The sequence below is a fragment of the Paenibacillus sp. 4624 genome, assembly GCF_050435065.1.
In the GTDB taxonomy this organism is placed as follows: domain Bacteria; phylum Bacillota; class Bacilli; order Paenibacillales; family Paenibacillaceae; genus Paenibacillus; species Paenibacillus amylolyticus_D.
The window spans coordinates 122,667-144,614 of sequence record NZ_JBNDJR010000001.1; the positions used below are offsets into that span (position 1 = coordinate 122,667).

The following is a 21,948-nucleotide window of genomic DNA, read 5'->3' on the forward strand; positions in this document are numbered from 1 at the left end:
CACTCTCTTGATATCAAAAAGAGGGTGTTTTTTTTGATTTCACAGGTACATAAGCTGTCAACCATACCGCTTGTTTACATATGATAGATGAAAGCGATTGCTCATCAATTGTTTCGAACGAACCGATATGTTGAGTACAGACAACCCCGGGTTGACAAAAGGCGTCCCACTTCGTAACATCGGGACAATACGAAATTAAAGGATATAAAGGCGGTGAGAACGATGCCGGAATGGACTTCTTTTTGTTATGAAGGCAACGATCTTGGCTTAACTTATACCAGTGTTGCGAGTACGTTCAAAGTATGGGCGCCTACAGCACAGCTGGTCCATATATTAATTTTTGAAAATGAGGGAGAGTATAACGATCTTGGCGAGGTAACCTATCATGAGGATGGCCAGGCATTTGAGATGACACGTGACCCTGACGGGATCTGGGAGCTGAATCTTTCGGGCGACTGGGCAGGACACTTTTATATGTATCGCATCGTTCATCATGATCAACGGGTAGAAATAGCAGCGGACCCTTATGCCAGAGCTGTTACAGCCAATGGGCAGCGGACGGCGATCATTGATCTGAATTTGACTCATCCAGAGGGATGGGATCAAGATGTAAAGCCCGCCTTTGTGCACCCGGTTGATGCGATTATCTATGAACTGCACGTACGAGATTTCTCTTCCGATCCTCAGGTCGAACTTCCTTACAAAGGAAAGTATATGGCTTTTACGGCTACTGGGCTTACCGATGAGGCAGGCAACCGAATTGGCGTCGATCATTTGGTCGAACTGGGGATTACCCATGTACATCTGTTGCCCGTGGCCGATTACCAGACGGTAAATGAACTCGCCGCAGCGAACACCGATCCAATGGCCAAAGTACCCTATAACTGGGGCTATGATCCTCAACACTATAATGTACCAGAGGGTTCCTATTCGACGGATCCACGAGATCCTGCTGTTCGCATTCGGGAGTTTAAATCGATGATTCAGTCGCTACACCAGCAAGGTATCCGTGTTGTGCTTGATGTCGTCTACAATCATACGTACAGTGTGGAAAAAGGCCCTTTTGAGCGAATCGTGCCAGGTTACTTCTATCGTTATTATGAAGATGGTACACTCAGCAACGGTTCAGGTGTAGGGAATGAACTGGCAACAGAACGTCCTATGGTACGAAAATATATCCTGGATTCCTTACGCTATTGGGCAGAGGAATATCATATTGACGGATTCCGGTTTGATCTGATGGCACTGATTGATCTGGACACGATGAGCGAGCTTACCCGTCAGTTAAAAGAAGAGATAGATCCCACCTTTCTGATTTATGGAGAGCCGTGGATGGGAGGCGACTCGCCGCTGGGTCGTCAAACCCTTAAGGGAACACAGAGAGGCATAGGGTTTGCTGTATTCAATGATCATTTTCGCAGTGCGATTAAAGGGGACAGTGACGGTAGAAGTAGAGGATTCATCACGGGTGCCGGAGGCATGGAATATGAAATAGGCAAAGGTGTGGCCGGAGCACTGGATGACTTCACCTCTTCCCCTGCCGAAACCGTTAATTATGTGACCGCTCATGATAATCTGAATCTTTGGGATAAAATAGCTACCTCGCTCCAGCTTCGACATGATCTGGGCTTTCCTGTATGGAAAGACGGTCAGCCTGTCGAGGGGGGCAGTGCCGAGTCGGCGGTTAAGGCTTCAGATCCGTATCGATACGTCGATGAAGCAGATGTACTGCATAATGAAATGGTTCGCCGTTCCCTTCTTGCATCTGGCATCCTGCTTACTTCACAAGGGATACCATTTCTTCATGCCGGTGATGAGATGTTAAGATCCAAGGCTGGAGATCATAACAGTTATCGAAGCGGTGATGCGGTAAATACGATCACATGGGCCAATAAAGCCCGATTCAGACCTGTATTTGACTATTATCGTGGGCTGATTCACTTGCGGCGCACCCATCCGGCGTTCCGTATGAGTGAGGCTGAACAGGTTCGGAGACATCTTCGCTTCATTCGAAGGGATGGTAACGTTGTTGCGTATATGCTCGAACATGGAGCGAACGAAGATTCATGGCATCGGATTATGATTATTTATAACGGCTCGGATGAACCTCAGACCATACATTTAGATGAGGGTGAATGGAAGGTTGTTGTGAATCATCATACCGCTGGAACTGACGTGGTCGAGACTGTCACGAGCGAGGTTCAGGTGGAACGTTGGTCGCTTATGGTTCTGTACGACAAGGAGCTCACTACCCAGTCAGAACCGGCTGCACTGGAAATCGCTCTTCCGCGCAGGGTATTTGCTCCACAGGAAACTTCTCTGCTACGAGCAACGGTGAGGGATCATATCGGCAATGTATTGGAAAATGTACCTGTAGAATGGAACTCTTCTGATCCAGACACTGTTCGTATAGAAAAAGATGGCACTATTCGTACGTTGAGTCGAGGGGTAGTGTCAATTACAGCAAGCGTCGGTTCGATCGCAACGTCTTGTACCGTTCAGGTCGATATCCGCTACGCTGAACGAATCGAAATCATAGGTGAACCTGTGCTATATACAACTCGAATCAATCGCTTTCGTGCGCTGGTTCTGGATCAGTATGGGCAGCCCCTTACAGATGCTCATATCCGCTGGAGTTCCTCTCATTCGGATGTGGCTGCTGTAAGCCAAGCGGGAATTGTGAGGGCGCTGACTTCAGGGAAATCAATGATCATCGCAGAAGTAGGAACCATACGGGCGGCATATGCGGTTACGGTTCACAGATATCTGTCACGAACCGTGACCATCTGTTACGAGCGAGCTGATGGCTGTTATGATGGCTGGGATGTTTGGGTATGGGGAACGGGTATGGAGGACGGAGCCATCCGCTTGGAGCGGGCAGGCCATGTTGCAGAAGCTCGGTTCCGCGTAGCTCCTGGTCTGCATCATGTGGGTTTTGTCATCAGGCTGAATGAGTGGGAGGCCAAGGACACTTGCGGAGATCGCTATGTGGATATCATACCTGAGGATGGTGATGTGCAGATTATGGTGCAAAGTGGATCAGACGAAATGCAGATTGTGCGAGAAAATCCTGAAAAGGATGGTCTGAATAGCGCATGATGTTTGCTGTTCTGTACGTTTTGAACAGGAAATTCATTTCATCACTCCAAGTATCACTAATCTTACAGTCGGAAGCAATTCCGGCTGTTTTCTTATGCCCCAAAGTATATATAATTACAAAAAAAGGATAAAAATCTCCAGCTTTATGTTTTAGATACTGGATCATTGGGGTAAATATAGATATGGCCCAACATATGGCCTCAGAAAAAAGACCGTTTCGGTCTATGAGAGAAGCTGCAGAGCTTGCCAACAAAACCAAAGTAGGGATCCCTTGAAGGAGGATGTTCAACCATGAAATCCAACGGAAAAATGGCTCAACTTACAGCAACGCCAAGAACTGAAAAGAAAGGTGCAGCACTGCGCCTGTTAAGACAAGGTGGACGAGTTCCTGCCGTAGTATACGGACCGGGACAAGAAGGTGCCGCCATACATGTGGATGAAAAAGAAATGCTGAAAGTGGCTCGTACAGGCCGCTCAGAGATGTTTAACCTTAATGTGGAGGGCGGAAAAACCGTTCCAGTACTGATCAAGGATCAACAGGAACGTAATGGACGTCTGTTGCATGTTGACTTTTTGCAAATTTCGAAAAACAAACCGATTAGCGTTAGCGTATCGATTGACTTCCAAGGTACTGCCGCTGGTTCCAAAGCAGGCGGTGTATTCCAGACACAAGAAACGCAACTGGAGGTCGAAGGTTTGCCAGCAGATCTGCCGACTTCGATCGAAGTTGACGTCAGTGGTCTGGAAATTGGCGACCGCTTGACAGCAGGCGATATTAAACTGGATAAAGGTTTGACGCTCGTGACCTCACCAGATTCTATCGTTGCTTCGGTTATGCCACCGCAAGCTGTTGAGGAAGAACCAACCGCTTCTGCTGATGAAGCGGCACCAGAAGCAGAAGAAGGTCAATCTGCAGAAGAATAAGCAAACGCTGGAATTTAAAAAATTCCTCTTAAATGATTGATGTCCAAGCTCAGTTCACATCTTGTGGACTGGGCTTTTTCGTATGAAGATTTTATTCAAAGAAAAACATTCGGCTAGCTCATCATGGCAAGTCGATGATTGGAAATAACTGAACTATTGGATTTAAGGGTCGCGTTTGTGGTACAACGTGAAGATAGATGAAATCGAAAAGAAAGCAGGTTTGCCCTATGTTTGACCCCACTATATATGATAATTTAAAAGTAGCTTTCGAGAATTACCTCTATGACCTGGACAATCTGGATGAGAGCATTCACATTACCTATCGCAGGGATCAATTAGAAATGGCAAGCATGTCCCGGGAATTCACCTTGCAGTTCTGCCTGAGAGATCATACTGCTGTGACTGCTGAAGTGGTATTGAAAAGTTCGCTGCAGGCCATAGCCGCAGAGATTCTGGAGACCCCAGGCAGCCATCCCGGCTGTGAACTAGAGCTTCGCTTTGCGTGGGTAACCAAAGAACTGGAGCCACGTTGTCACGACGTCCAGTCGATCATGCAGGAAAATTGGCCCGATCAGCGGATAGTTCAGCATATCCACTATCTTTTTGGAGAAGCTCCGGTATCATTTAACGTTTCTGCCAATATATATTTCGGAAGGCATGTGGATGAGGAACAAATGCATGATATTCCAGTGTTATGTGATTGCATGGTTCACGTGCTGAACAAGTTAAAAGAAATAAACTAATAAAAATATGACAAATAGAACTTTTTGAAGCCTTGTCTCGTTTGGAGATCAGGGCTTTTTTTGTATTTTTTTTAGATATTTGTATAGGCTTTCAGGCTTAGGAAAATTAGATTTTGGGTTATTAATTTACGCAAGCAAGTAAGAGAATGTATATTTAGAGAGGGGAAAAGTGCAATTGGACTATAAATAAAAGGTGAAATTGCGAAAAATCAATTGGGACTAAAGATTTAGATATGAACTAAAGGAACTAGTTTTCCTTGCCGATAAAATATCGAAGGGGAGAAACTACATGACAGAGAAATTAATTCGTCTGCTGCGTATACTTCAGGCTATACAAGCTAATCCCGGAATCTCTGCAAAGGAATTGGCGCTGAAATGTGGTACAACGGTGCGCACAATCTACCGCGATCTCCGGATTTTGGACAGGGTTGCTCCCATAATGAACGAAGGATATGGAAAGGGTTATCGATTTATCGGTGAGTTTGCCATGTATCCTTTGGATTTTACCAAACAGGAAGCTATGCTTTTCTGTATGCTTCCGGCCTTAGTCGATACTACAAAATTACCTGCTGAATTTGACTCAGCATATGATAAGGTAATATCGGCACATACTAAACTAAAAACAAGGAACAGTGAAATTGTGGAAAATATTGCAGGAATTATTCGGATGGGGATACCTGCTTACCGTGAAGAGGGAAAGGATCCAAACTTGTTAATCCCCATTATCGAAGCGATTTTGGATGGACGGACGATTCAAGCGCAATATCATACGCTCACCAATAACGAGATTACGGTTAGGCAAATAGACCCTTATTATCTCGTACCGCGTGATCAGCGTTTTTATCTGATTGGGTACTGTCATCTACAGCAAAAAGTTCGATTGTTTCGCATTAGCCGCTTCCTGGATGTGATACGAACCAATGCTCCATTTGATATGGGCGACTTCAATATAACTCAGTATATGAAGAATACTTGGTCTGTTGACCGAGGGGACGAGCATATTCATTTTAAGGTAAGATTCTCCGAAAAGGTGGCCCCTTACATAAAAGAAGAAGAGATGTTTGTTCGTCCGCGAATGACAGATCTTATGGATGGTGGTTTGTTATTTGAAGTAACACTGAATAGCAGTCGTGAATTTTTGCAATGGTTATATCAGTTCGGTGCTGAGGCTGAAGTACTTGAACCTCGCGAGTACCGGAGAGAAATTCGCAAACAACTTTTGGAATGGTTGGAGCACTATAAAGATGAAGAGGCTTTATAGCCGTACGCCAAGGAATATCTGTAAAAAGGAGCAATCGTATGAGTAACAAAATTTTTGCCGCTTTGATGGGCATGGAAAACTATCATGGAGCAGAGGCTCTGCATGTGGGGGATACACTGTATCTTGTAAAGGACCCGGATAATCGCTTGGATCATCAAGCCATTAAAGTGGTTATCCCCCCAATAGGGGAAGTGGGTTATATCGTAAACCATGCTGCCACAGTACCTCATGGATGCTGGACTGGGGCGGGATTCTACGATGCCTTCTACCAACAAACTTGTGCAAAAGTGAGATTTATGATGAAGGATATGGTCATTATTGAACTGATCGAAATCATGTATGTACCTGTATCTCAGATGGACACTTTTATTACGGAATGGCAGTTCCGTGAGAAAGCTTGATCAAGAAAAAGGCTCATGAACGGATGAGCCTTGTGTAAGCTGCCTCCAAATAGAGAGCGGTTCTTGACCAATTAAAATGAGAAATTGCTGTTTCGCGGCCGCTTTTTCCCATGGATTGTACAAGATCAGGTCGGGTAGCCAGATGATGTAAGGATGAAGCGAACTGCTTAGGTTGCTTATACTCTGATATCAAGTATCCGTTCATTCCCGAATGGATAATCTCCCGGATACCCCCATTATCCGAAGCGATGACAGGAATGCCGGAGGCCATAGCTTCTACATTCACCAGGCCAAAGGCCTCGTGTTTCTGTGAAGGACAGACCAGGCAGTCGACACTTCGATAGAGCTGGTCAATCTGTTCATGATTCATCTGCCCCAAAAAGGCAGCCTGTACGTTATATTTTTGTGTCAGTTTACGTAATGAGCGCACATATTTTGGAGGACCCTTGCCTGCAACGACCAGCTGGATAGGTACTTGCTTTTGTGTTAGAGCAATAGCACGAATAAGAATATCGACTCCTTTGCCAGGGATGGCTCTGCCTGCATACAGGACTGTGAAACGTTCAGTGATTCCAAACTTTTCACGCAAGTGAAGCCGCTCTTCATTGCTCGCAACGGGGCGGAAGCGATCAAGATCTGTACCTAGTGGAACGACATTCAATCGTTTCGTTACGGCAGGGAAACGGCGGCTGATTCTACGCTTCAATGATTGGCTATTCACGGCAATACAATCCGCTTTTTTCAGCATAGACAGTTTCCTAGGTCCGGGCTCAGCGAAGGTAAGTGAGTGGAGATAGAGGACAACAGGTGTTTGCGGAAAGGCTTGTTTAATGGCAGCCATGCTGTAAGGTCTGTTATCCACTTGAATAACATCAACATCGAGTGTATGGAGTAAACGAATAACTGACCGGGTATAATCTACAACACTGGGTGCAGCGATTCGCTGAATCGTTATCTGCCCGATCTGCTGAAGCGACGGCAAACCTTTTATTTGACGGCTTATAACAATTACCTGATGACGGCGGGCAAGTTCATGTGCGATCCCTAATATACAGATTTCCACGGAACCATTCCCTGGCAGAGGTAACTTCTCTGGTGCAACCAGAACGATTTTCATGAATCCAATCCTCCTTGTCCGACATTGTTGATGACACATTTCATGCATTGTATGTGAGAGATGGATATTTGGCTCCTGTGAGACGTATATTGGATGATCACAAAGACAGGGAATATAATACAGCCTGGCTGGATGCAAATTGATACTGCTTTTGTGATATACTGTACAGGGTTCAACTAGCGTGTATTGCATAGAAGCAGGAGGAAGATGATGTTACGTTCAATGCTGGGTCGTTTCCGGCTAATGTTATGGTTACAGGGGATTTCATATGTTTTGCTATTGTTCGTTGCGTTTCCCCTTCGGGATGCAGGAGTTATGCCTCAAGCGGTGACTTGGTTCGGGAACTTGTATGGTTTTCTGTTTCTGATGCATCTCTTGTTCATGGTATCTTTATATACGACTCAGAAATGGCGTTTGCGCCGTCCCATTGCGCTATTCTTCATTTCGTTCATACCACTGGGCAATATGATTTATGATTTTTTTGTTTTTCGAAAATTGTCCCTTAACATCGAAAATAAAGCTTGACTTTATTTTATGTTATGAAATATGATGTAAACAGGTTATTCACCGGTTTCAACTAAAACTACATATTCCTGTTAAAGGGGAGTAGCTTTTACAGTAAAGTCGTCAATTCGGGATTACATCCCCGGCTTTATTGGCAGCAATTTGTTGTTAGCGAGACCTTTACCAAGTTTTTATGCTCGGTAAAGGTCTCTTTTTGTGGTTATAAAAGGATCTTTACCAGCAATGGTAAAGATCCTTTTTTTTGTACATCATAAGCATATTAAGGAGGAGTCAATGTTGGATGCAGCACTGTTATTAGAATACGGGTGGGTACTTTTAGTCCTTGTTGTCCTTGAAGGGTTACTGGCAGCAGACAATGCCCTGGTACTCGCAATTATGGTAAAACATTTACCTGAGGAAAAGCGTAAAAAAGCATTGTTTTATGGTTTGATGGGGGCTTTTGTTTTCCGTCTCGGGTCGTTATTCCTCATCTCATTCCTCGTGGATGTGTGGCAGGTTCAAGCGATCGGGGCATTGTACCTCCTGTACATTTCGATAAATCATATCGTTAAAAAGATATTGAGTGGTCGAAATAAAACAGACGAAGCAGCCGACGATGCACCAAAAAAACCAAAGAAACAATCCGGATTCTGGATGACCGTATTTAAGGTTGAAGTCGCAGATATTGCTTTTGCAGTAGATTCTATCCTAGCGGCTGTTGCTTTGGCGGTTGCATTGCCACCAAGCGGCTTGCCGCCAATTGGCGGCTTGGATGGTGGACAGTTCATTGTCATCTTCCTCGGCGGTTTTATCGGGCTTGTTATCATGCGTTTTGCAGCATCGTTTTTCGTGAAATTGCTTCATTCCCGTCCGGGTCTTGAAGTTGCTGCTTTTGTAATTGTAGGTTGGGTAGGGGTTAAACTGTCCGTAATTACACTGGCTCACCCTTCCTTGGGTGTACTGGATGAGCATTTCCCGGAAAATAAAATATGGAAAATCGGTTTTTATGTTGTGTTGATCACGATTGCGGTATGTGGATGGTTCCTTTCATCCAAAGTGCATGAGAAGGAAGATGAGAATCCTGTGGAAGAATTGCAAGAGCAGGCTAAACTCTAAGGTCATGAGAGTGTCGTTTGTCTGACGATATGACAGAAGCAGCGGTGAATAACCTAATAAAATGATAAAAAACAGGAGGCTGTCCCCGGACAACCCCCTGTTTTTTATCATTTGCTAGAACATAAGAGTGCATTTATTCCCAAGAAAAGGGTTGACATTTGAAAAGATGTGCCATTAATATATACATATCAATAATGAAGGGAGGCCGAGAGACATGACGTTAGGTTATGAATTGAATCAAGGACGCAGAAGCATGAACACAATTGTATATCCAGCTCATCGTCTTTTTGGCCTCATACGGTCGACATAAAACAACGGGCATATTGTTTATAGAGTACAGTGTGTAGTGCTATAGGCAATGTGTGTTCTTCGCGGTATCCAGCGATGGATGACAGGCGCAAATCCATTTGTGCTGTTATCCGTTATTGTCATGTAGTAGAAGCCATGGACGATCAGTCCATGGCTTTTTTATGTATTTTTTATAAAACAACACGCAGCAAACTACATTTGCTGAACGGAACAGGAAGGATTACACTTATTTATGAATAACGAAATGAACAATTTTGGAAATTTTAGTAACATGACCGAGAGTTATCGCCATCAATTGAAATTACCAGCGGGAGAGCTCACCGTATATGCGGCACAGCGATTATTCTCTTCTCTCGACTACAAAGTATTTGAGATGGCTAACAATAATTTGCAAATTCCAGACATTTCTTATATGGGTTATACCCCGGACGTGCATGTCGGTGTAGGAACATGTATTGGAACGACGGCAGTCTGGGAGGCACAGAGTGGATATGTATCACCTTCCATCGTGGGCAGTGATATCGGCTGTGGCATGCGAGTGCATCTGACCAATCTGCATAAAGATGATCTGAAAGAGGTAAAGCTGCGCCGAAAATTGGTTAAAGCGATCGAAAAGGTCTTGCCAATGGAAGCCAGCCAGCGAGGCCATTTCTCCGATATAAGGTTAGAGCACATTGTGAAAAAGGGACTACACGGACTGCCGAAAAAATATATTCCAGACAGCTATACACCGAAAAAATCGACCTCACTGACGCATGTGGAGAGCAGTAAATTTACGTATGACGAGAATGTGCTGAATCTTGTTCCAGATATGACTTGGCATCGTTCGCATCGTCAACTTGGTACGCTGGGTGGAGGGAATCATTTTGCCGAGATTCAGGCGATTGAGATTGCTGAGGAAAATCGCGAAGTGGCTGAGGCTTGGGGGCTTTATGATGGACAGATTGCTGTTATGATTCACTCTGGTTCCCGCGCTTGGGGCGGATATGTCAGTCAGACAAGTTCAGCAGCGATTGCCAAAGTCATGCAGCGGCTCGGCCTTGGAACTTCCGATCCCAGATTGGTATTTGCCCCGCTGGAGCATGCGGAAGGTCGGCATTACGTCAACATGATGTATTCCGCTTTGAATTATGCCGTAGTGAATCGCCACCTCATCGCTTATGCAATCCGGGAAGCATTCCGGGATGTATTTGGGTCAAAATGTGAATTTCGTACGCTGTATGACCTGATGCATAACTATGCTTGGGAGGAATCCCATGCAGAGCGTGGTTCGGTATTTGTACACCGGAAAGGGGCAACGCGGGCATTGCCTGCAGGCCACCAGGATAATCCAAAACCTTACATGGCTACAGGCCATCCGGCTCTGATTCCTGGCTCGATGGGGACGGCCTCATATATCATGGTCGGTCAGCCAGAAGGAGCAGACAACTATTATTCGATATGTCATGGTGCGGGCCGTGTACGGTCACGTACTGCAACGAAACGTTTGGTGACGGTTGAAGATTTTGCAACAGCTCTTGGTGTAGGAACGGCGGACGAAATCGTTGTAAACCAGCGATCCTTGGAATCCATTATTGATGAATCACCTCAGGCGTATAAAAACGTTGATGAAATTATAGATAGTGTTACCGGCGCCGGACTGGCTCAAGTGGTAGCCAAATGTAAACCGCTTGCCGCGGTAAAGGGAGCGAAATGATGAACGATAACGAGAAACAGACGAATCCAATGAACGAAACAAAAGCCATCTACTCCTACGACGAACAGCATGATACACGTATCCGCGTTGAAGGGTACGCGGTCTATTCGAGACTGATTCGCGGAATTGGTGAGGCGCTTCTGAAGCGTTACGGCGTTGAATACAAGTTGTATTCAAGTTCTGATCCGAACAACGAATATTGGGAACTGCTAAGGGAAGACTTGCAGAATGGAAGTGACGAGGTCGAACTTGTTGCTCGTATCTTTGAGGATCTGGAGCTCCAAACGCTACATTACGATGATGATGGAGATGTGCCAACATACGGTGTACACTATTCCATCCGCAACAATGTATTTGCCTATCCCAAATGGGGCGTAGCTTTGGTACGGGTGCCTTTTTTCCGGGAGAACGGGATCTACAGTGAAGATTTTGTGTTCGCTGTAGGGGATGAAGAGATGAAGCATTTCCTGGGAAGTGTAAGGGAACGCGAACGTCAGCAAAATATGAAAAAAGTAACGGTTTACACGGATGCCCGCAATGGCAGTGACCGTCATGTAGAGTCCATAACTCGTTCGGTGAGCCGAGAAGATGTGGTTCTCTCCGCACAGATCAAACAGGATATTTTCCGCTCGCTCGATCAGTTCTTTGAAGCGGATCGTTCCTTTTACCGGGACTATGATATCCCCTACAAACGCGGTATTCTGCTCTATGGGCATCCAGGGAACGGAAAAACAACGCTGGTAAAATCGATAGCGGGCAGTATTCCTGGCCCAGCTGCGTACTGGCAAATTACCGAATATACGAATAGCGAGTCTGTGCGTGAAGTGTTTGATGCAGCCAAACGACTGGCACCGATGGTGCTGATCATTGAAGATATCGACTCAATGCCGGATGAAGTTCGTTCCTTTTTCCTGAATACGCTGGATGGTGCGACGTCCAAAGAAGGGATCTTTTTGATCGGCACGACAAATTATCCGGAAAAAATCGATCCAGGTCTCATGAACCGAGCCGGACGATTCGACCGGGCCTATGAGATTCCGCTGCCTGATGAAGCTTTGCGCCTGCAATATTTGCGGCAACGCGGATTTAGCGTGTTTGCAGGTGAAGAAGGAACGATCGAAGCGGCACGTTTGACCGATACGTTCTCGCTTGCACAACTCGGCGAATTGTATGTCAGTGCTGCGCTGGAATGGCATCAAAACGGGCAAACCGATATTGTTCAGGTCATTCAGTCCATGCGGGGAGAACTGGACAAAAGTCACAAACATAACTGGCTTGCACAACCGGGCAAAGGTCGGGCTGGATTTTTTTGATCTGGTTGATGTATTCTGATTTTTTGATCTCATACGCTGACAGGATAACATTCTGATGAACTGTAAAGTTCAAAGCATTTATGGTTCTGAGCCATAAATATAAATTCACCTTCACTGGGTATACTAACCTTGTCTCTGGTAACATACAATGACTTTCGGGAGGTACATATCGCAGCCATGTGCTGATGAGATGCCGGAAACGGAACACGGCCTGTTTGTCACCCTTAGGGAGCGCCTGTTAGCAGAGAAGGAAGCATTCTGGACAATGGTAATATGCAACAATTTTTATGCCAGTTGTTTAAATGTCTTCGGAGCGGTTAATAGTAGTCAGACGCAACAAAAACTTTAAAATAGAGGTGAATGATATGGGTTGGTTATGGTCATTAATTATCGGTGGTATCATTGGTTGGCTGGCAGGTCTGATTGTTGGTCGTGACATCCCAGGTGGTATTATCGGTAATATCGTTGCTGGTTTTATCGGTGGATGGTTAGGCGGAGTCATTCTTGGAGACATGGGTCCTGAGATGGGCGGATTCCACATTGTACCGGCATTGATTGGTGCGATTGTGCTTGTAGCGATTGTCAGCTTGATCTTCCGTTCGATGGGACGCAGCCGCGGGTAAACTAGAGCGAGCGATGTTCCTGGTTAAGAAGTTATGGTGTAGCTGAAAGCTGTATGATGAACCATATGGATATGAATGCTTCCAAGCGAAGCTGAATGAAGAGGTTGATGAAGAGCCATTGCGGTGGCTTTCCATCAACCTCTTGTTGTTTTACAATGTAGGAATGAATGCATGTCTGAGTTAATGCGTTCAAGTTATTGTTTTGAATCTGAGGAGTTGAATGGAATGGAAAAAGCAACGTTTGCTGGCGGATGTTTCTGGTGTATGGTTACCCCGTTTGAGGAACAACCAGGCATCCACGGTATCGTATCAGGTTATACAGGTGGTCATGTCGAAAATCCGACCTATGAGCAGGTGAAGACAGGGGAGACAGGGCACGTGGAAGTCGTGGAGATTACATTTGATCCCGATGTATTCCCTTACGAGCGCTTATTAGAATTATACTGGCCTCAGATTGATCCCACGGATGACGGAGGACAGTTCCAGGATCGAGGATCGCAGTATCGTACCGCCATCTTTGTACACAATGAACGCCAGCGGCAGCTTGCCGAGCAATCCAAACAGGAACTTGCGGCCAGCGGACGATTCAATCAGCCCATCGTGACCGAGATTCGGGATGCTGTAATCTTTTACCCTGCAGAGGACTATCATCAGGACTATCACAAGAAAAACGAAAAACATTACAAGGAAGACCGCGCGCTGTCCGGAAGGGACGAATTCATTAACGAGAACTGGAAATAAAAGAAGCCGGAAAGCACCGCGAGGAGCTGTTCCGGCTTTTTTTGACTAAAGCCATGTCAGGTAAGGGTTACAGTAATTATTTAGCTGACGACGACTTAAGCGTATATTTGGAGAGGACTTCGCCCTTCATTGAATAGATCACATCATTCATATAAGTGGAGATACTTTCTAATGAAGGAACAGCAGTACTAACGGTGTACACATGCACATCTTCCAATGTCTGTGGATCCAGAATATATCCTGTTTTAGCAAAATCAAGCTGGTATTGCCCGTCTTGTGTTCGGTCAACATGCATGAGCACAGGCTGAGCATCCTTGAACATACGCTCCGTCACTTTGCCTTTCATCGTGTATAGCTCAAGCTTTGAGCCAGTGAGCAAGGTGTACCCATTACCCGCTGTTTGAATATATGCATCTCCAGCGATTGCACGCCCCCATGCAAGCTTGCCATCCGAACCAAATCCCATCAAGCGATTGCCGGTGGTTTCGAAGTTGGCACGCATCAGAACAGAACCATCATCCAGAATGGCCAGCGCTTCACCGCCGCCATCCCCTTGTGTATTGGCATCAGCCGGGAATTGATAGAAGGACAGCCGGTTTAACGAGGTGTCGTAGATTTCAATTTTGGGATTGGCAGCCGGTTGCCAGAAGTTACCCGACTTGACCTGTTTGCTCGCATCGACGACAATTCTTCCCTGAGCTGCTTTGAGCACAGTGCCTGCAATTGTTTTTTCGTTCAACAGCTTCCCTTTTTTGTCATAAAGAGAGAGGGTAGAACGCACAGAGCCATTGGCTTGTACCCCTTGGCTTGCAGCGACCAGTAGATTATCGTTATCCATGAGTGAGATCGTTGCTGACGAATTTACGTTTTTAACCCAGTTGGTCTTGCCGGATGTATTAAACGAATATAATTTCTTGCTTATATCCGAATACTCCATATACACGTAAGCTGTACCGTTGCTTGCATATACCGAGTTGGAGTAAGTTGTATAAGGGCCGCTTTTCTCATGGAAAATAGTGCTCCACTTGAGCTGTCCTGTTTTGGCATCCAGTGCTTGAAGTGAATCGAGCTGCCAGTCCAGCGTTGTTTTGCTGCTTGTTTTGGTTACGGGCTGAGAAGTGTGTACATATACCAAATTTTTGGAAGGTACAGCGTAAATGTTCTTGATCATGACGTCTTTCTCCGTATTAGCCTCATTTAACATGAGAGAGGAGGAAGTCCATGACGGTTTAGGCAAGGATTCCGTGGACGCTGCCGCGTATCCTGCAGTTGTATTCATGTTCAAGAGAAGCATTCCACTGAGCAAAAGAACAGCCCAGGTTGTAGACTTGCGTTTACGATTCGTATAAGTAGTATGCAAGGGATAAACCACCTTTCGTATGCGGTCAAATTAACACCGATTGTAGAATTCTACCATTGATTTCTAGTGGAATTCAACCGAACACGCTGTAACCTTTTTTCACCATGAATGTGATAACGCGATGTTAAAAGAGGTCAAACAGTTACAGGGAATTCATCTTCTTTAGATGATCATTGAAGTTTGATATATTTAGGGCTGTGACAAGAGAAATACGAAGTAACGACGACGAGGAGTAATGAAATGAATTGGAGTGAAAACATCACCTTATGGGTTATCACGGGCATTGTCCTGTTGTTGTTGCTAACCTGGATGACTCGGCGGATCATTTATCGTGGGCAACGAATACGAAGTGAGGCGAATCCCCAGAAAATCACGATCAAGGATATCGATAAAATGGAGGATGGATCAGAGTTTGAGTTATATCTCTACAATTTGTTCGAGCGCCTCGGTTATGAGGAGGTTCACAAAACGACGAGCAGCCGGGATTTCGGTGCAGACCTCGTGTTTGTGGACAGGCTGGGCAGACGCACGGTGGTACAGGCCAAACGTTACGGTGCCAATCATCCTGTTGGTCTTAGCGCGGTGCAAGAGATTTATACCTCCATTCGTTATTACGAGGCGGATCGATCCATTGTACTGACTTCTGCCCGATACACGGAGGCTTGCCGCACGCTGGCTGCGGTGAATGAGGTGAAATTGCTGGATCGAGAGGATTTGATCGAGCTGATTGCCCTGTTTAAGTCGCGAAGGCTGGACGAAGCGATGGAACTGATCGAAGAGCATGACCACGAACCCATTGAGACATGGCAGTCTCGGCGCAAGCGTAGTTGATGTCAGACGAGCCGGAGGAACTTGAGGGCAAGGATGGAGACAGCATATATAGCAGTAGACAATCCCCGGATTGGAAGAAGGTGATAAACTGGTCTTCTACAAATGTCTACATTGTTGGATATAGGAAATGTACGTAATAACAACGAAGATCTGATAAGGCGTGTAAATTAATTTTGGAAAATGGAAAGGCGATACCTTAAAAGGTGTCGCTTATTTGGATTTGTAACTAAATTTACATTCTCTCTTATGTATAGGTAAAAAATGTGAATATCTAACAACCATAAAATTAAATTTGTTTAATGTCAGAAGGTGTTTACCATAAAAATCTATCTATAATATTGAAAAATATGGTATTGTTGTACTAGAAATTAGAAGGGGAGTAGACCTAATGAACTATATCGTTTTTTTGTTGATTATATTTGCAATTATTGTGTTGTCTTTAGCGATACTCATCTTGTGGAGAAAACAGAATCCTCCGATTAAATTGGACACAGAGCATTACGATCTACGAGATATTACAATAGATGATATTGATAGGATGGAAGACGGGTCCGGTTTCGAAATGTACTTATATAGATTATTAATTGAGCTAGGTTATTCTGGAGTCTACAAGACTATGGGGAGTCGTGACTTTGGAGCTGACGTCGTATTTACTGATTCGGATGGAGTTAGAAATGTTATTCAAGCTAAAAGATACGCGATAGAAAATCCGGTAGGGATCAGTGCTGTTCAAGAAGTCTTCTCTTGTATGAGATACTACAAGGCTAAAAAAGCGGTGGTCATTGCAACTACCAGATTTACAGATTCATGTGAGACGCTTGCTGGTATCAATTACGTGAAATTGATTGATCGAACAGACTTAGTCAGCATAATTGAGGCCTTCAGAGCCGGTGATATATTTGCGGCTCGGAAAATAATCGAAACGGAACCCAGAAGGATACTTGAATCTTGGTCAGAGGCAAATTCAACTGAGCTGCATGAGGTTCGTAAAGATTACAGGGCAGAGAAGTATGTAAAGAAAGTAATGAGTAAATGAGATTGTATTTTTTGAAAAGAAGAGGAGGAAGGAAGTTGGGGAGATTTATTCTATCTAGAAACCAGAGTACATAACAACATGCTATTACATAATCACGATAAGTGAGGGATCTATTGTATTAAACTAATAGACTGGGAATGTTAGACCCCGACTTGTCCTAAGCTTTTAGCTAAGGCGGGAATCCTGAGAGGGGAAGAACGAGCGCTCTATAATCGCAAATCATTTAGCAAGCTGCAAAAAAGATGAAGATGAGGGGAAAAACACAATGAGATTAAGCCAACGCAACAAGAAAAATAGGTCTAATCAAGGGATCAACCGGAGAGCGGGACGCAGGCGGGTAGCCTGTCTGCTCGCTACAGTTCTGGCTCTAACGATCGTTGTTCCGACTTATCCAGCAGAACACGCATCGGCGGCCACAACTACGATGGTCTCACAAGGAGGCTTTACGCAGGATCAACTCGACGGATTGGCGTATCTGAACGAGATTCGGGCGAAGGTAGGCGTAGGCCCTTTGGAGCTTGACGCAAGATTGTCTCAGGCGTCTCAAGCACACGCAGCGTATTACAATACCACTCAGTTCAAAGGAAGGACGGCTCATGAGGAGGGGCCTGGCACACCAGGATTTACCGGAGTGAGAGCAGGAGACCGGGGGAAGGCAGCTGGATGGCCAAATACAATGGTTGCTGAAGTCATGGCTTTTAATATGGCAACAACACGTCAAGCGATTGATGGCTGGCTAAGCACCGCGTATCATCGCCAGATTATATTGGATGAGGAGTACACATCGGTCGGCATTGGATTACAGAATGGTACTGCTGTCATGAATCCAGCCTCTATGAAGTTACAGAGGGATAGTACGGAAGCCAGAGTATATCCGTACAACGGAATGAAAGGAGCGGACGTTGGTTTCTACGGATTTGAGAATCCGAATCCTCTTGTTGCCTTCGGTGTTGAACACTCGGGGGGCATCATCTCTGCTTCAGCTGGCTTTGCCATCGATTCGTTCGAGGCCAGCATCTTGGATGCGCAAGGAAAGGATGTTCCATATTACAGCGAACTGCATGGTAATACGGTGTTCTTGTATCCCAAGGATGTGCTGGACGGGTACAGCGTCTATACAGTGAAGTTTGATTATACGCTGTATAAGGAGTCGCAGCGACGAAGCAAAACCTGGTCGTTTACGACGGGAAAAGGGAACACGATGAAGGGTTTATCTGCGCAGTACGACGAATTGGTGTTGAATTCAGGAAGTAAGTTGCCGATGCAGATCACGGCCTCTTACGACGATGGGACATTCGCAACGCCAAAAACGGCGATTACATACTCTAGCAGTTCCCCTACGGGTCTGAAAGTCTCGCCGGATGGTATTCTTGAAGGAATTAAGCCTGGCAGTTATAAAATAACGCTCAGCTCCGGTGAGGTGCAGGGAACGGTACCGGTACGGGTATTCGAACGCCTCAAGAGCAAGAGTTATCCATCAACTGATCCGGCGAAGATTAAAGATATCGCAGGACGTGCCGACCAATCAGCAATTGAGTGGGCCCTTCGTTCAGGTATCGTTGGAGCGGACGCAAACGGTAAATTCCGGCCAGAAGATTCTGTGAGTGAAGCGCAGTTCCTCATCATGTTGCTACGCACCTATAAAATTGATGACGAATCGTACGCTTCCAAGAAAAAGAAACACTGGGCGGAAGGTGCCTACAACGTGGCTAAGGCTCGCAACCTGTTGCTGTTTAGTTCAGGTCCGGGCAAAAGTGAATTTCGGGATAAGCCAATTAACCGTTATCGTGCAGCTGGTCTGATCGCATCAATGGACGGTGTGAATTTCGATTTTCCTTATGCAGTGAACTATGTACTGGCTCATAATTACATGCGCGGAACCCAAGGAAATCAGAGTAGTATGTTCGGTTCCAACGATATCGTGACTCGGGCCCAGGCAGCGGTGATCTTGATGCATTTGCAGTCCAATATGAAGCAATTGGTTGGCGCACCGAAGTTGGTGACTTCCGAGGAAAAGCAAGCTGAACATCTATTTCCGGAAGTGTATATTAAACCGGCACTTGGTAGCAAAACGTTGATTGTTGAATTCGGCACGGACGGCAGGCTCTTGGTGGAAGGGAAATTCACGGATCAGGCGAGCAAGCAATTGGAGATTCAGATCGATCAACATCTGGATAACGTGCAAACTGGGAAGTTGCTGGAGAAAATTCCAGTGCAGATGGATTCATCGGGTCACTTTTCTATTGCGTCCACGGGAATATATAGCGATGGTATCCTAAATGTATTTCTAAGGACACCAGAAGCAATTTATGCCATTAATGTAAAAAGAGGCTCAATGAACGCATCGGATTATTCAAGATAAGACCTAATGACGTCATGTTGTTGCTATTGATATCAGGCTGGAAAATTTTTTCCTAATGGTTTGCTCACTGCCCCCTCCCTGCTGGATATACGGTCGAAATGTTATCTAAAAATGGTGAGGGCCGCAAGACAATTATTGATGACTGCTAATGGGACAGCTATGTTACAAGCGAGAGAAGATATTAAGGCTCATATTTTACATGTTTGAAGATGCGCGTAAACAGGGAGCTCGTCTATAGCGGGCTCTTTTATTTGCCTAACTAAATTAACCCAATCAAACGTGAGATGATCTCATGGCTATGTTGCAACGGGTAAAGGGCTATCCTATAAATCATGTGCCACACAAGTTCCGGCGTTAGAACTTTTTTTGACTGGCTCAAAAATGTAGATAGCATTGCTCTGCAGTCTAATGTCCGAAATGTGGCAGACAGATTTGATCGCTTCTTCAAGAAAAAGAATAGGTTTCATCTTTCAAAATTCGTAAGAATCCAATTCAAAGCTAAACAACAAGGCATATCAACGAATCTTGTCATTGAAAGAAACGAAATCAAACTTCCTAGTACGGATGTATAAATGAGTTCAGACTGGCTGCACCTTCACTTGCATCGCTGCACATGATATATTGAACGTAGTTCAACTGAAGGAGTGTGTTCATGAATATGGCACGTACACAGACACAAAAAGCATTACGCAAAGCAGAACGGTCCGGACAATGGACTCCCGAGCAAAGCCGCAGAATGAATGGAGATTATGGGGCATTATCGCAGCATGTTCGCCTGACACCAACCAAGCAGGAAAAATTACAAAAGGTCAAACACAAGAAGCAGATCATCCAGGATGGTGGTGCTTCTTTTTATTTTGTCTTGAAGCAGAGTAGGTCAGGAAAACGTGATGAGTGAATGGATGAATGAATGCGTGCGTGGATGGATGACGTATGAAAAATAAAAAAGGAGAAGCAATGAAGCTCCTCCCTGAATGCAAAACAAGATTAAACTTTATGACTGAACGAGGTGGGGTACTTCCACGTTTGGATCCACATCGGCCTCATAATCCACGCCATCAGTTTCGAAACCAAACAGTTGGAAGAACTCGCGGCGGTAACCTTCAAGATCGGACAGGTCATAGATATTCTCGCTCGTAAGATCGTTCCAGATCTTCGCCACTTCCTCCTGCACGTCTGCTCTCATCTCCCAATCATCGATGCGAATGCGCCCTTGCTCATCTGTCGGCACTTCACCGCCAGCGTACAGACGATCCGCAAACAGCCGTTGCAACTGTTCGATACATCCTTCATGCAGTCCTTTTTCCTTCATCACTTTGTACAATGCGGAAATATACAGTGGCACGACTGGAATGGCCGAGCTGGATTGGGTAACCAGTGCTTTGGCTACAGTAACGTAAGCACGTCCACCTGTTGCGCTCAGACGCTCATGCATTTTGCGCGCTGTTGCTTCCAGATGATCTTTCGCTTGACCAATGGAGCCTTCACGATAAATGGCATGTGTTAGCTCAGGGCCGATGTAAGAGAAGGCAATCGTTGTTGCATTGTCTGCAAGTACGCCGCCTTGCTTTAGTGCATCCATCCACAGCTCCCAGTCTTCGCCGCCCATGACGTTAACCGTCTGACGAATCTCTTCTTCTGTCGCTGTTTCGAGAGTCACTGAAGTGATCTCTCCTGTGTGGAAATTGACGGTTTTGTTTGTGTAGGGCTGTCCGATCGGCTTCAGCACGGAGTTGAACACTTCGCCCGTATTTGGATCGGTACGGCGAGCCGAAGCAACGCTGTAAACGACCAAATCCACTTGACCCAATTCGCTGCGAATCAGCTCAACAGCTTTATCACGGGTTTCATTGGCAAAAGCGTCACCAGTGATGCTGTAGGATTTCAGGCCTGCGGCATCCGCAGCCTTCTCAAATGCCGCGGAGTTATACCATCCAGCAGAAGCGGTTCGTTTATCTGTTGCGCTGGAGGGGCGGTAAATACCAATTGTATTCGCGCCTGCTCCAAAAGCGGAAACGATGCGCGAAGCCAGTCCGTAACCTGTAGACGCGCCGATGACGAGCACGTTGCGGGGCCCCTGAATCTCTGGCTTAGATTTTACATAATTAATCTGCTCCTGCACTTGTGCCGCACAGCCGACAGGATGGGAAGTTGTACAAATAAAACCACGTGTTCTTGGTTTAATAATCATTATTGTGGCACCCTTTCGTGTTCAATTCAGTGTAATATTGGATCGATTCATCATGCTTTTTTCGTATATTGTACGTATACATCTCCCCTATTGTAAAACAATTACGTTCGAAACGGAAACCGTTTCGTCAATTTTACTCGAAGGAGAGAACGGGGTGGCCATTCGGCTTTCATTTTGGGATGATAAGTTTAATAAGCATGAGAATGATGTAGTGGATGAGGAAGGCCAGATTCTTTATAATCAGAAGTTAGGCTTGATCGCAAATGACGAATCGTACCAATGATATGATAGACTCGCTATAGAGAAAGAGTAGACCTTCAT

At 45.4% G+C, this 21,948-nt stretch carries 19 protein-coding genes; 16 read left to right on the top strand and 3 right to left on the bottom strand.

The window, feature by feature from the left end:
• Positions 1–222 precede the first annotated feature (222 nt).
• From pulA to ABIE27_RS00580, 5 genes are all read left to right on the top strand, one after another.
• Entirely contained in the window at positions 223–3,099 is a 2,877-nt protein-coding gene (gene pulA, locus ABIE27_RS00560; protein WP_429349972.1) for a type I pullulanase, read from the top strand.
• Positions 3,100–3,390: 291 nt separating this feature from the next.
• Positions 3,391–4,023, top strand: coding sequence for a 50S ribosomal protein L25 (locus ABIE27_RS00565; RefSeq protein WP_123066367.1), 633 nt, complete (start codon positions 3,391–3,393; stop codon positions 4,021–4,023).
• A 227-nt stretch (positions 4,024–4,250) separates the two neighbouring features.
• Positions 4,251–4,766, top strand: a complete 516-nt coding sequence (locus tag ABIE27_RS00570; RefSeq protein ID WP_429349667.1) for a hypothetical protein — start codon at positions 4,251–4,253, stop codon at positions 4,764–4,766.
• Between the two features lie 289 nt (positions 4,767–5,055).
• Positions 5,056–6,027 (top strand): helix-turn-helix transcriptional regulator, encoded by a 972-nt coding sequence (locus tag ABIE27_RS00575; RefSeq protein ID WP_123066369.1) that lies wholly within the window; start codon positions 5,056–5,058, stop codon positions 6,025–6,027.
• A 38-nt stretch (positions 6,028–6,065) separates the two neighbouring features.
• A complete protein-coding gene (locus ABIE27_RS00580; RefSeq protein ID WP_429349668.1) occupies positions 6,066–6,428 on the top strand; it encodes an HIRAN domain-containing protein in 363 nt (120 codons plus the stop codon).
• Positions 6,429–6,441: 13 nt separating this feature from the next.
• Here ABIE27_RS00580 and ABIE27_RS00585 read toward each other — a convergent pair whose 3' ends face one another.
• Positions 6,442–7,545: a glycosyltransferase family 4 protein gene (locus ABIE27_RS00585; protein WP_429349669.1), complete on the bottom strand. Its 1,104-nt coding sequence runs from the start codon at positions 7,543–7,545 to the stop codon at positions 6,442–6,444.
• Positions 7,546–7,755: 210 nt separating this feature from the next.
• Here ABIE27_RS00585 and ABIE27_RS00590 point away from each other — a divergent pair, with 210 nt between their 5' ends.
• The 6 genes from ABIE27_RS00590 to msrA all read left to right on the top strand — a co-directional run bounded on the left by ABIE27_RS00590 (position 7,756) and on the right by msrA (position 13,847).
• Positions 7,756–8,070, top strand: coding sequence for a DUF3817 domain-containing protein (locus tag ABIE27_RS00590; protein ID WP_123066372.1), 315 nt, complete (start codon positions 7,756–7,758; stop codon positions 8,068–8,070).
• Positions 8,071–8,343: 273 nt separating this feature from the next.
• On the top strand, positions 8,344–9,165 hold the full coding sequence (locus tag ABIE27_RS00595; RefSeq protein WP_429349670.1) for a TerC family protein: 822 nt from the start codon (positions 8,344–8,346) through the stop codon (positions 9,163–9,165).
• Between the two features lie 553 nt (positions 9,166–9,718).
• On the top strand, positions 9,719–11,170 hold the full coding sequence (locus ABIE27_RS00600) for an RtcB family protein (RefSeq protein ID WP_429349671.1): 1,452 nt from the start codon (positions 9,719–9,721) through the stop codon (positions 11,168–11,170).
• Positions 11,170–12,483, top strand: coding sequence for an AAA family ATPase (locus ABIE27_RS00605; protein WP_429349672.1), 1,314 nt, complete (start codon positions 11,170–11,172; stop codon positions 12,481–12,483). Before ABIE27_RS00600 ends, ABIE27_RS00605 begins: the two co-directional genes overlap by 1 nt.
• A gap of 365 nt (positions 12,484–12,848) precedes the next feature.
• A complete protein-coding gene (locus tag ABIE27_RS00610) occupies positions 12,849–13,106 on the top strand; it encodes a GlsB/YeaQ/YmgE family stress response membrane protein (RefSeq protein ID WP_090915436.1) in 258 nt (85 codons plus the stop codon).
• 225 nt (positions 13,107–13,331) lie between these two features.
• The gene (gene msrA, locus ABIE27_RS00615) at positions 13,332–13,847 is read left to right on the top strand and encodes a peptide-methionine (S)-S-oxide reductase MsrA (protein ID WP_123066373.1); all 516 of its coding nucleotides are present in this window, start codon (positions 13,332–13,334) and stop codon (positions 13,845–13,847) included.
• Between the two features lie 76 nt (positions 13,848–13,923).
• Here the strand turns inward: msrA and ABIE27_RS00620 are convergent, their stop codons facing one another.
• Positions 13,924–15,207: a hypothetical protein gene (locus ABIE27_RS00620; protein WP_429349673.1), complete on the bottom strand. Its 1,284-nt coding sequence runs from the start codon at positions 15,205–15,207 to the stop codon at positions 13,924–13,926.
• Between the two features lie 240 nt (positions 15,208–15,447).
• On the opposite strand from ABIE27_RS00620, the gene ABIE27_RS00625 reads away from it, so the two are divergent.
• The 4 genes from ABIE27_RS00625 to ABIE27_RS00640 all read left to right on the top strand — a co-directional run bounded on the left by ABIE27_RS00625 (position 15,448) and on the right by ABIE27_RS00640 (position 20,334).
• Complete coding sequence (locus ABIE27_RS00625; protein WP_123066375.1) at positions 15,448–16,038, top strand: restriction endonuclease; 591 nt, start codon at positions 15,448–15,450, stop codon at positions 16,036–16,038.
• 388 nt (positions 16,039–16,426) lie between these two features.
• Complete coding sequence (locus tag ABIE27_RS00630; protein ID WP_429349674.1) at positions 16,427–17,074, top strand: restriction endonuclease; 648 nt, start codon at positions 16,427–16,429, stop codon at positions 17,072–17,074.
• A 265-nt stretch (positions 17,075–17,339) separates the two neighbouring features.
• Positions 17,340–19,436 carry a CAP domain-containing protein gene (locus ABIE27_RS00635; protein WP_429349675.1) on the top strand — a complete coding sequence of 699 codons (2,097 nt, stop codon included), beginning with the start codon at positions 17,340–17,342 and terminating at the stop codon, positions 19,434–19,436.
• Positions 19,437–20,088: 652 nt separating this feature from the next.
• Positions 20,089–20,334: a hypothetical protein gene (locus ABIE27_RS00640; RefSeq protein ID WP_429349676.1), complete on the top strand. Its 246-nt coding sequence runs from the start codon at positions 20,089–20,091 to the stop codon at positions 20,332–20,334.
• 96 nt (positions 20,335–20,430) lie between these two features.
• Here the strand turns inward: ABIE27_RS00640 and fabV are convergent, their stop codons facing one another.
• Positions 20,431–21,627: an enoyl-ACP reductase FabV gene (gene fabV, locus ABIE27_RS00645; protein WP_123066378.1), complete on the bottom strand. Its 1,197-nt coding sequence runs from the start codon at positions 21,625–21,627 to the stop codon at positions 20,431–20,433.
• Positions 21,628–21,781: 154 nt separating this feature from the next.
• Between fabV and ABIE27_RS00650 the strand changes: the two genes are divergently transcribed.
• Positions 21,782–21,910, top strand: a complete 129-nt coding sequence (locus tag ABIE27_RS00650; protein WP_275670049.1) for a hypothetical protein — start codon at positions 21,782–21,784, stop codon at positions 21,908–21,910.
• The last annotated feature ends 38 nt before the right edge of the window (positions 21,911–21,948 follow it).

Coding starts and splice junctions, on each gene's coding strand:
- pulA (WP_429349972.1), top strand. CDS start 223: ATGCCGGAATGGACTTCTTTTTGTTATGAAGGCAACGATCTTGGCTTA.
- ABIE27_RS00565 (WP_123066367.1), top strand. CDS start 3,391: ATGAAATCCAACGGAAAAATGGCTCAACTTACAGCAACGCCAAGAACT.
- ABIE27_RS00570 (WP_429349667.1), top strand. CDS start 4,251: ATGTTTGACCCCACTATATATGATAATTTAAAAGTAGCTTTCGAGAAT.
- ABIE27_RS00575 (WP_123066369.1), top strand. CDS start 5,056: ATGACAGAGAAATTAATTCGTCTGCTGCGTATACTTCAGGCTATACAA.
- ABIE27_RS00580 (WP_429349668.1), top strand. CDS start 6,066: ATGAGTAACAAAATTTTTGCCGCTTTGATGGGCATGGAAAACTATCAT.
- ABIE27_RS00585 (WP_429349669.1), bottom strand. CDS start 7,545: ATGAAAATCGTTCTGGTTGCACCAGAGAAGTTACCTCTGCCAGGGAAT.
- ABIE27_RS00590 (WP_123066372.1), top strand. CDS start 7,756: ATGTTACGTTCAATGCTGGGTCGTTTCCGGCTAATGTTATGGTTACAG.
- ABIE27_RS00595 (WP_429349670.1), top strand. CDS start 8,344: ATGTTGGATGCAGCACTGTTATTAGAATACGGGTGGGTACTTTTAGTC.
- ABIE27_RS00600 (WP_429349671.1), top strand. CDS start 9,719: ATGAACAATTTTGGAAATTTTAGTAACATGACCGAGAGTTATCGCCAT.
- ABIE27_RS00605 (WP_429349672.1), top strand. CDS start 11,170: ATGAACGATAACGAGAAACAGACGAATCCAATGAACGAAACAAAAGCC.
- ABIE27_RS00610 (WP_090915436.1), top strand. CDS start 12,849: ATGGGTTGGTTATGGTCATTAATTATCGGTGGTATCATTGGTTGGCTG.
- msrA (WP_123066373.1), top strand. CDS start 13,332: ATGGAAAAAGCAACGTTTGCTGGCGGATGTTTCTGGTGTATGGTTACC.
- ABIE27_RS00625 (WP_123066375.1), top strand. CDS start 15,448: ATGAATTGGAGTGAAAACATCACCTTATGGGTTATCACGGGCATTGTC.
- ABIE27_RS00630 (WP_429349674.1), top strand. CDS start 16,427: ATGAACTATATCGTTTTTTTGTTGATTATATTTGCAATTATTGTGTTG.
- ABIE27_RS00635 (WP_429349675.1), top strand. CDS start 17,340: ATGAGATTAAGCCAACGCAACAAGAAAAATAGGTCTAATCAAGGGATC.
- ABIE27_RS00640 (WP_429349676.1), top strand. CDS start 20,089: ATGAATATGGCACGTACACAGACACAAAAAGCATTACGCAAAGCAGAA.
- fabV (WP_123066378.1), bottom strand. CDS start 21,627: ATGATTATTAAACCAAGAACACGTGGTTTTATTTGTACAACTTCCCAT.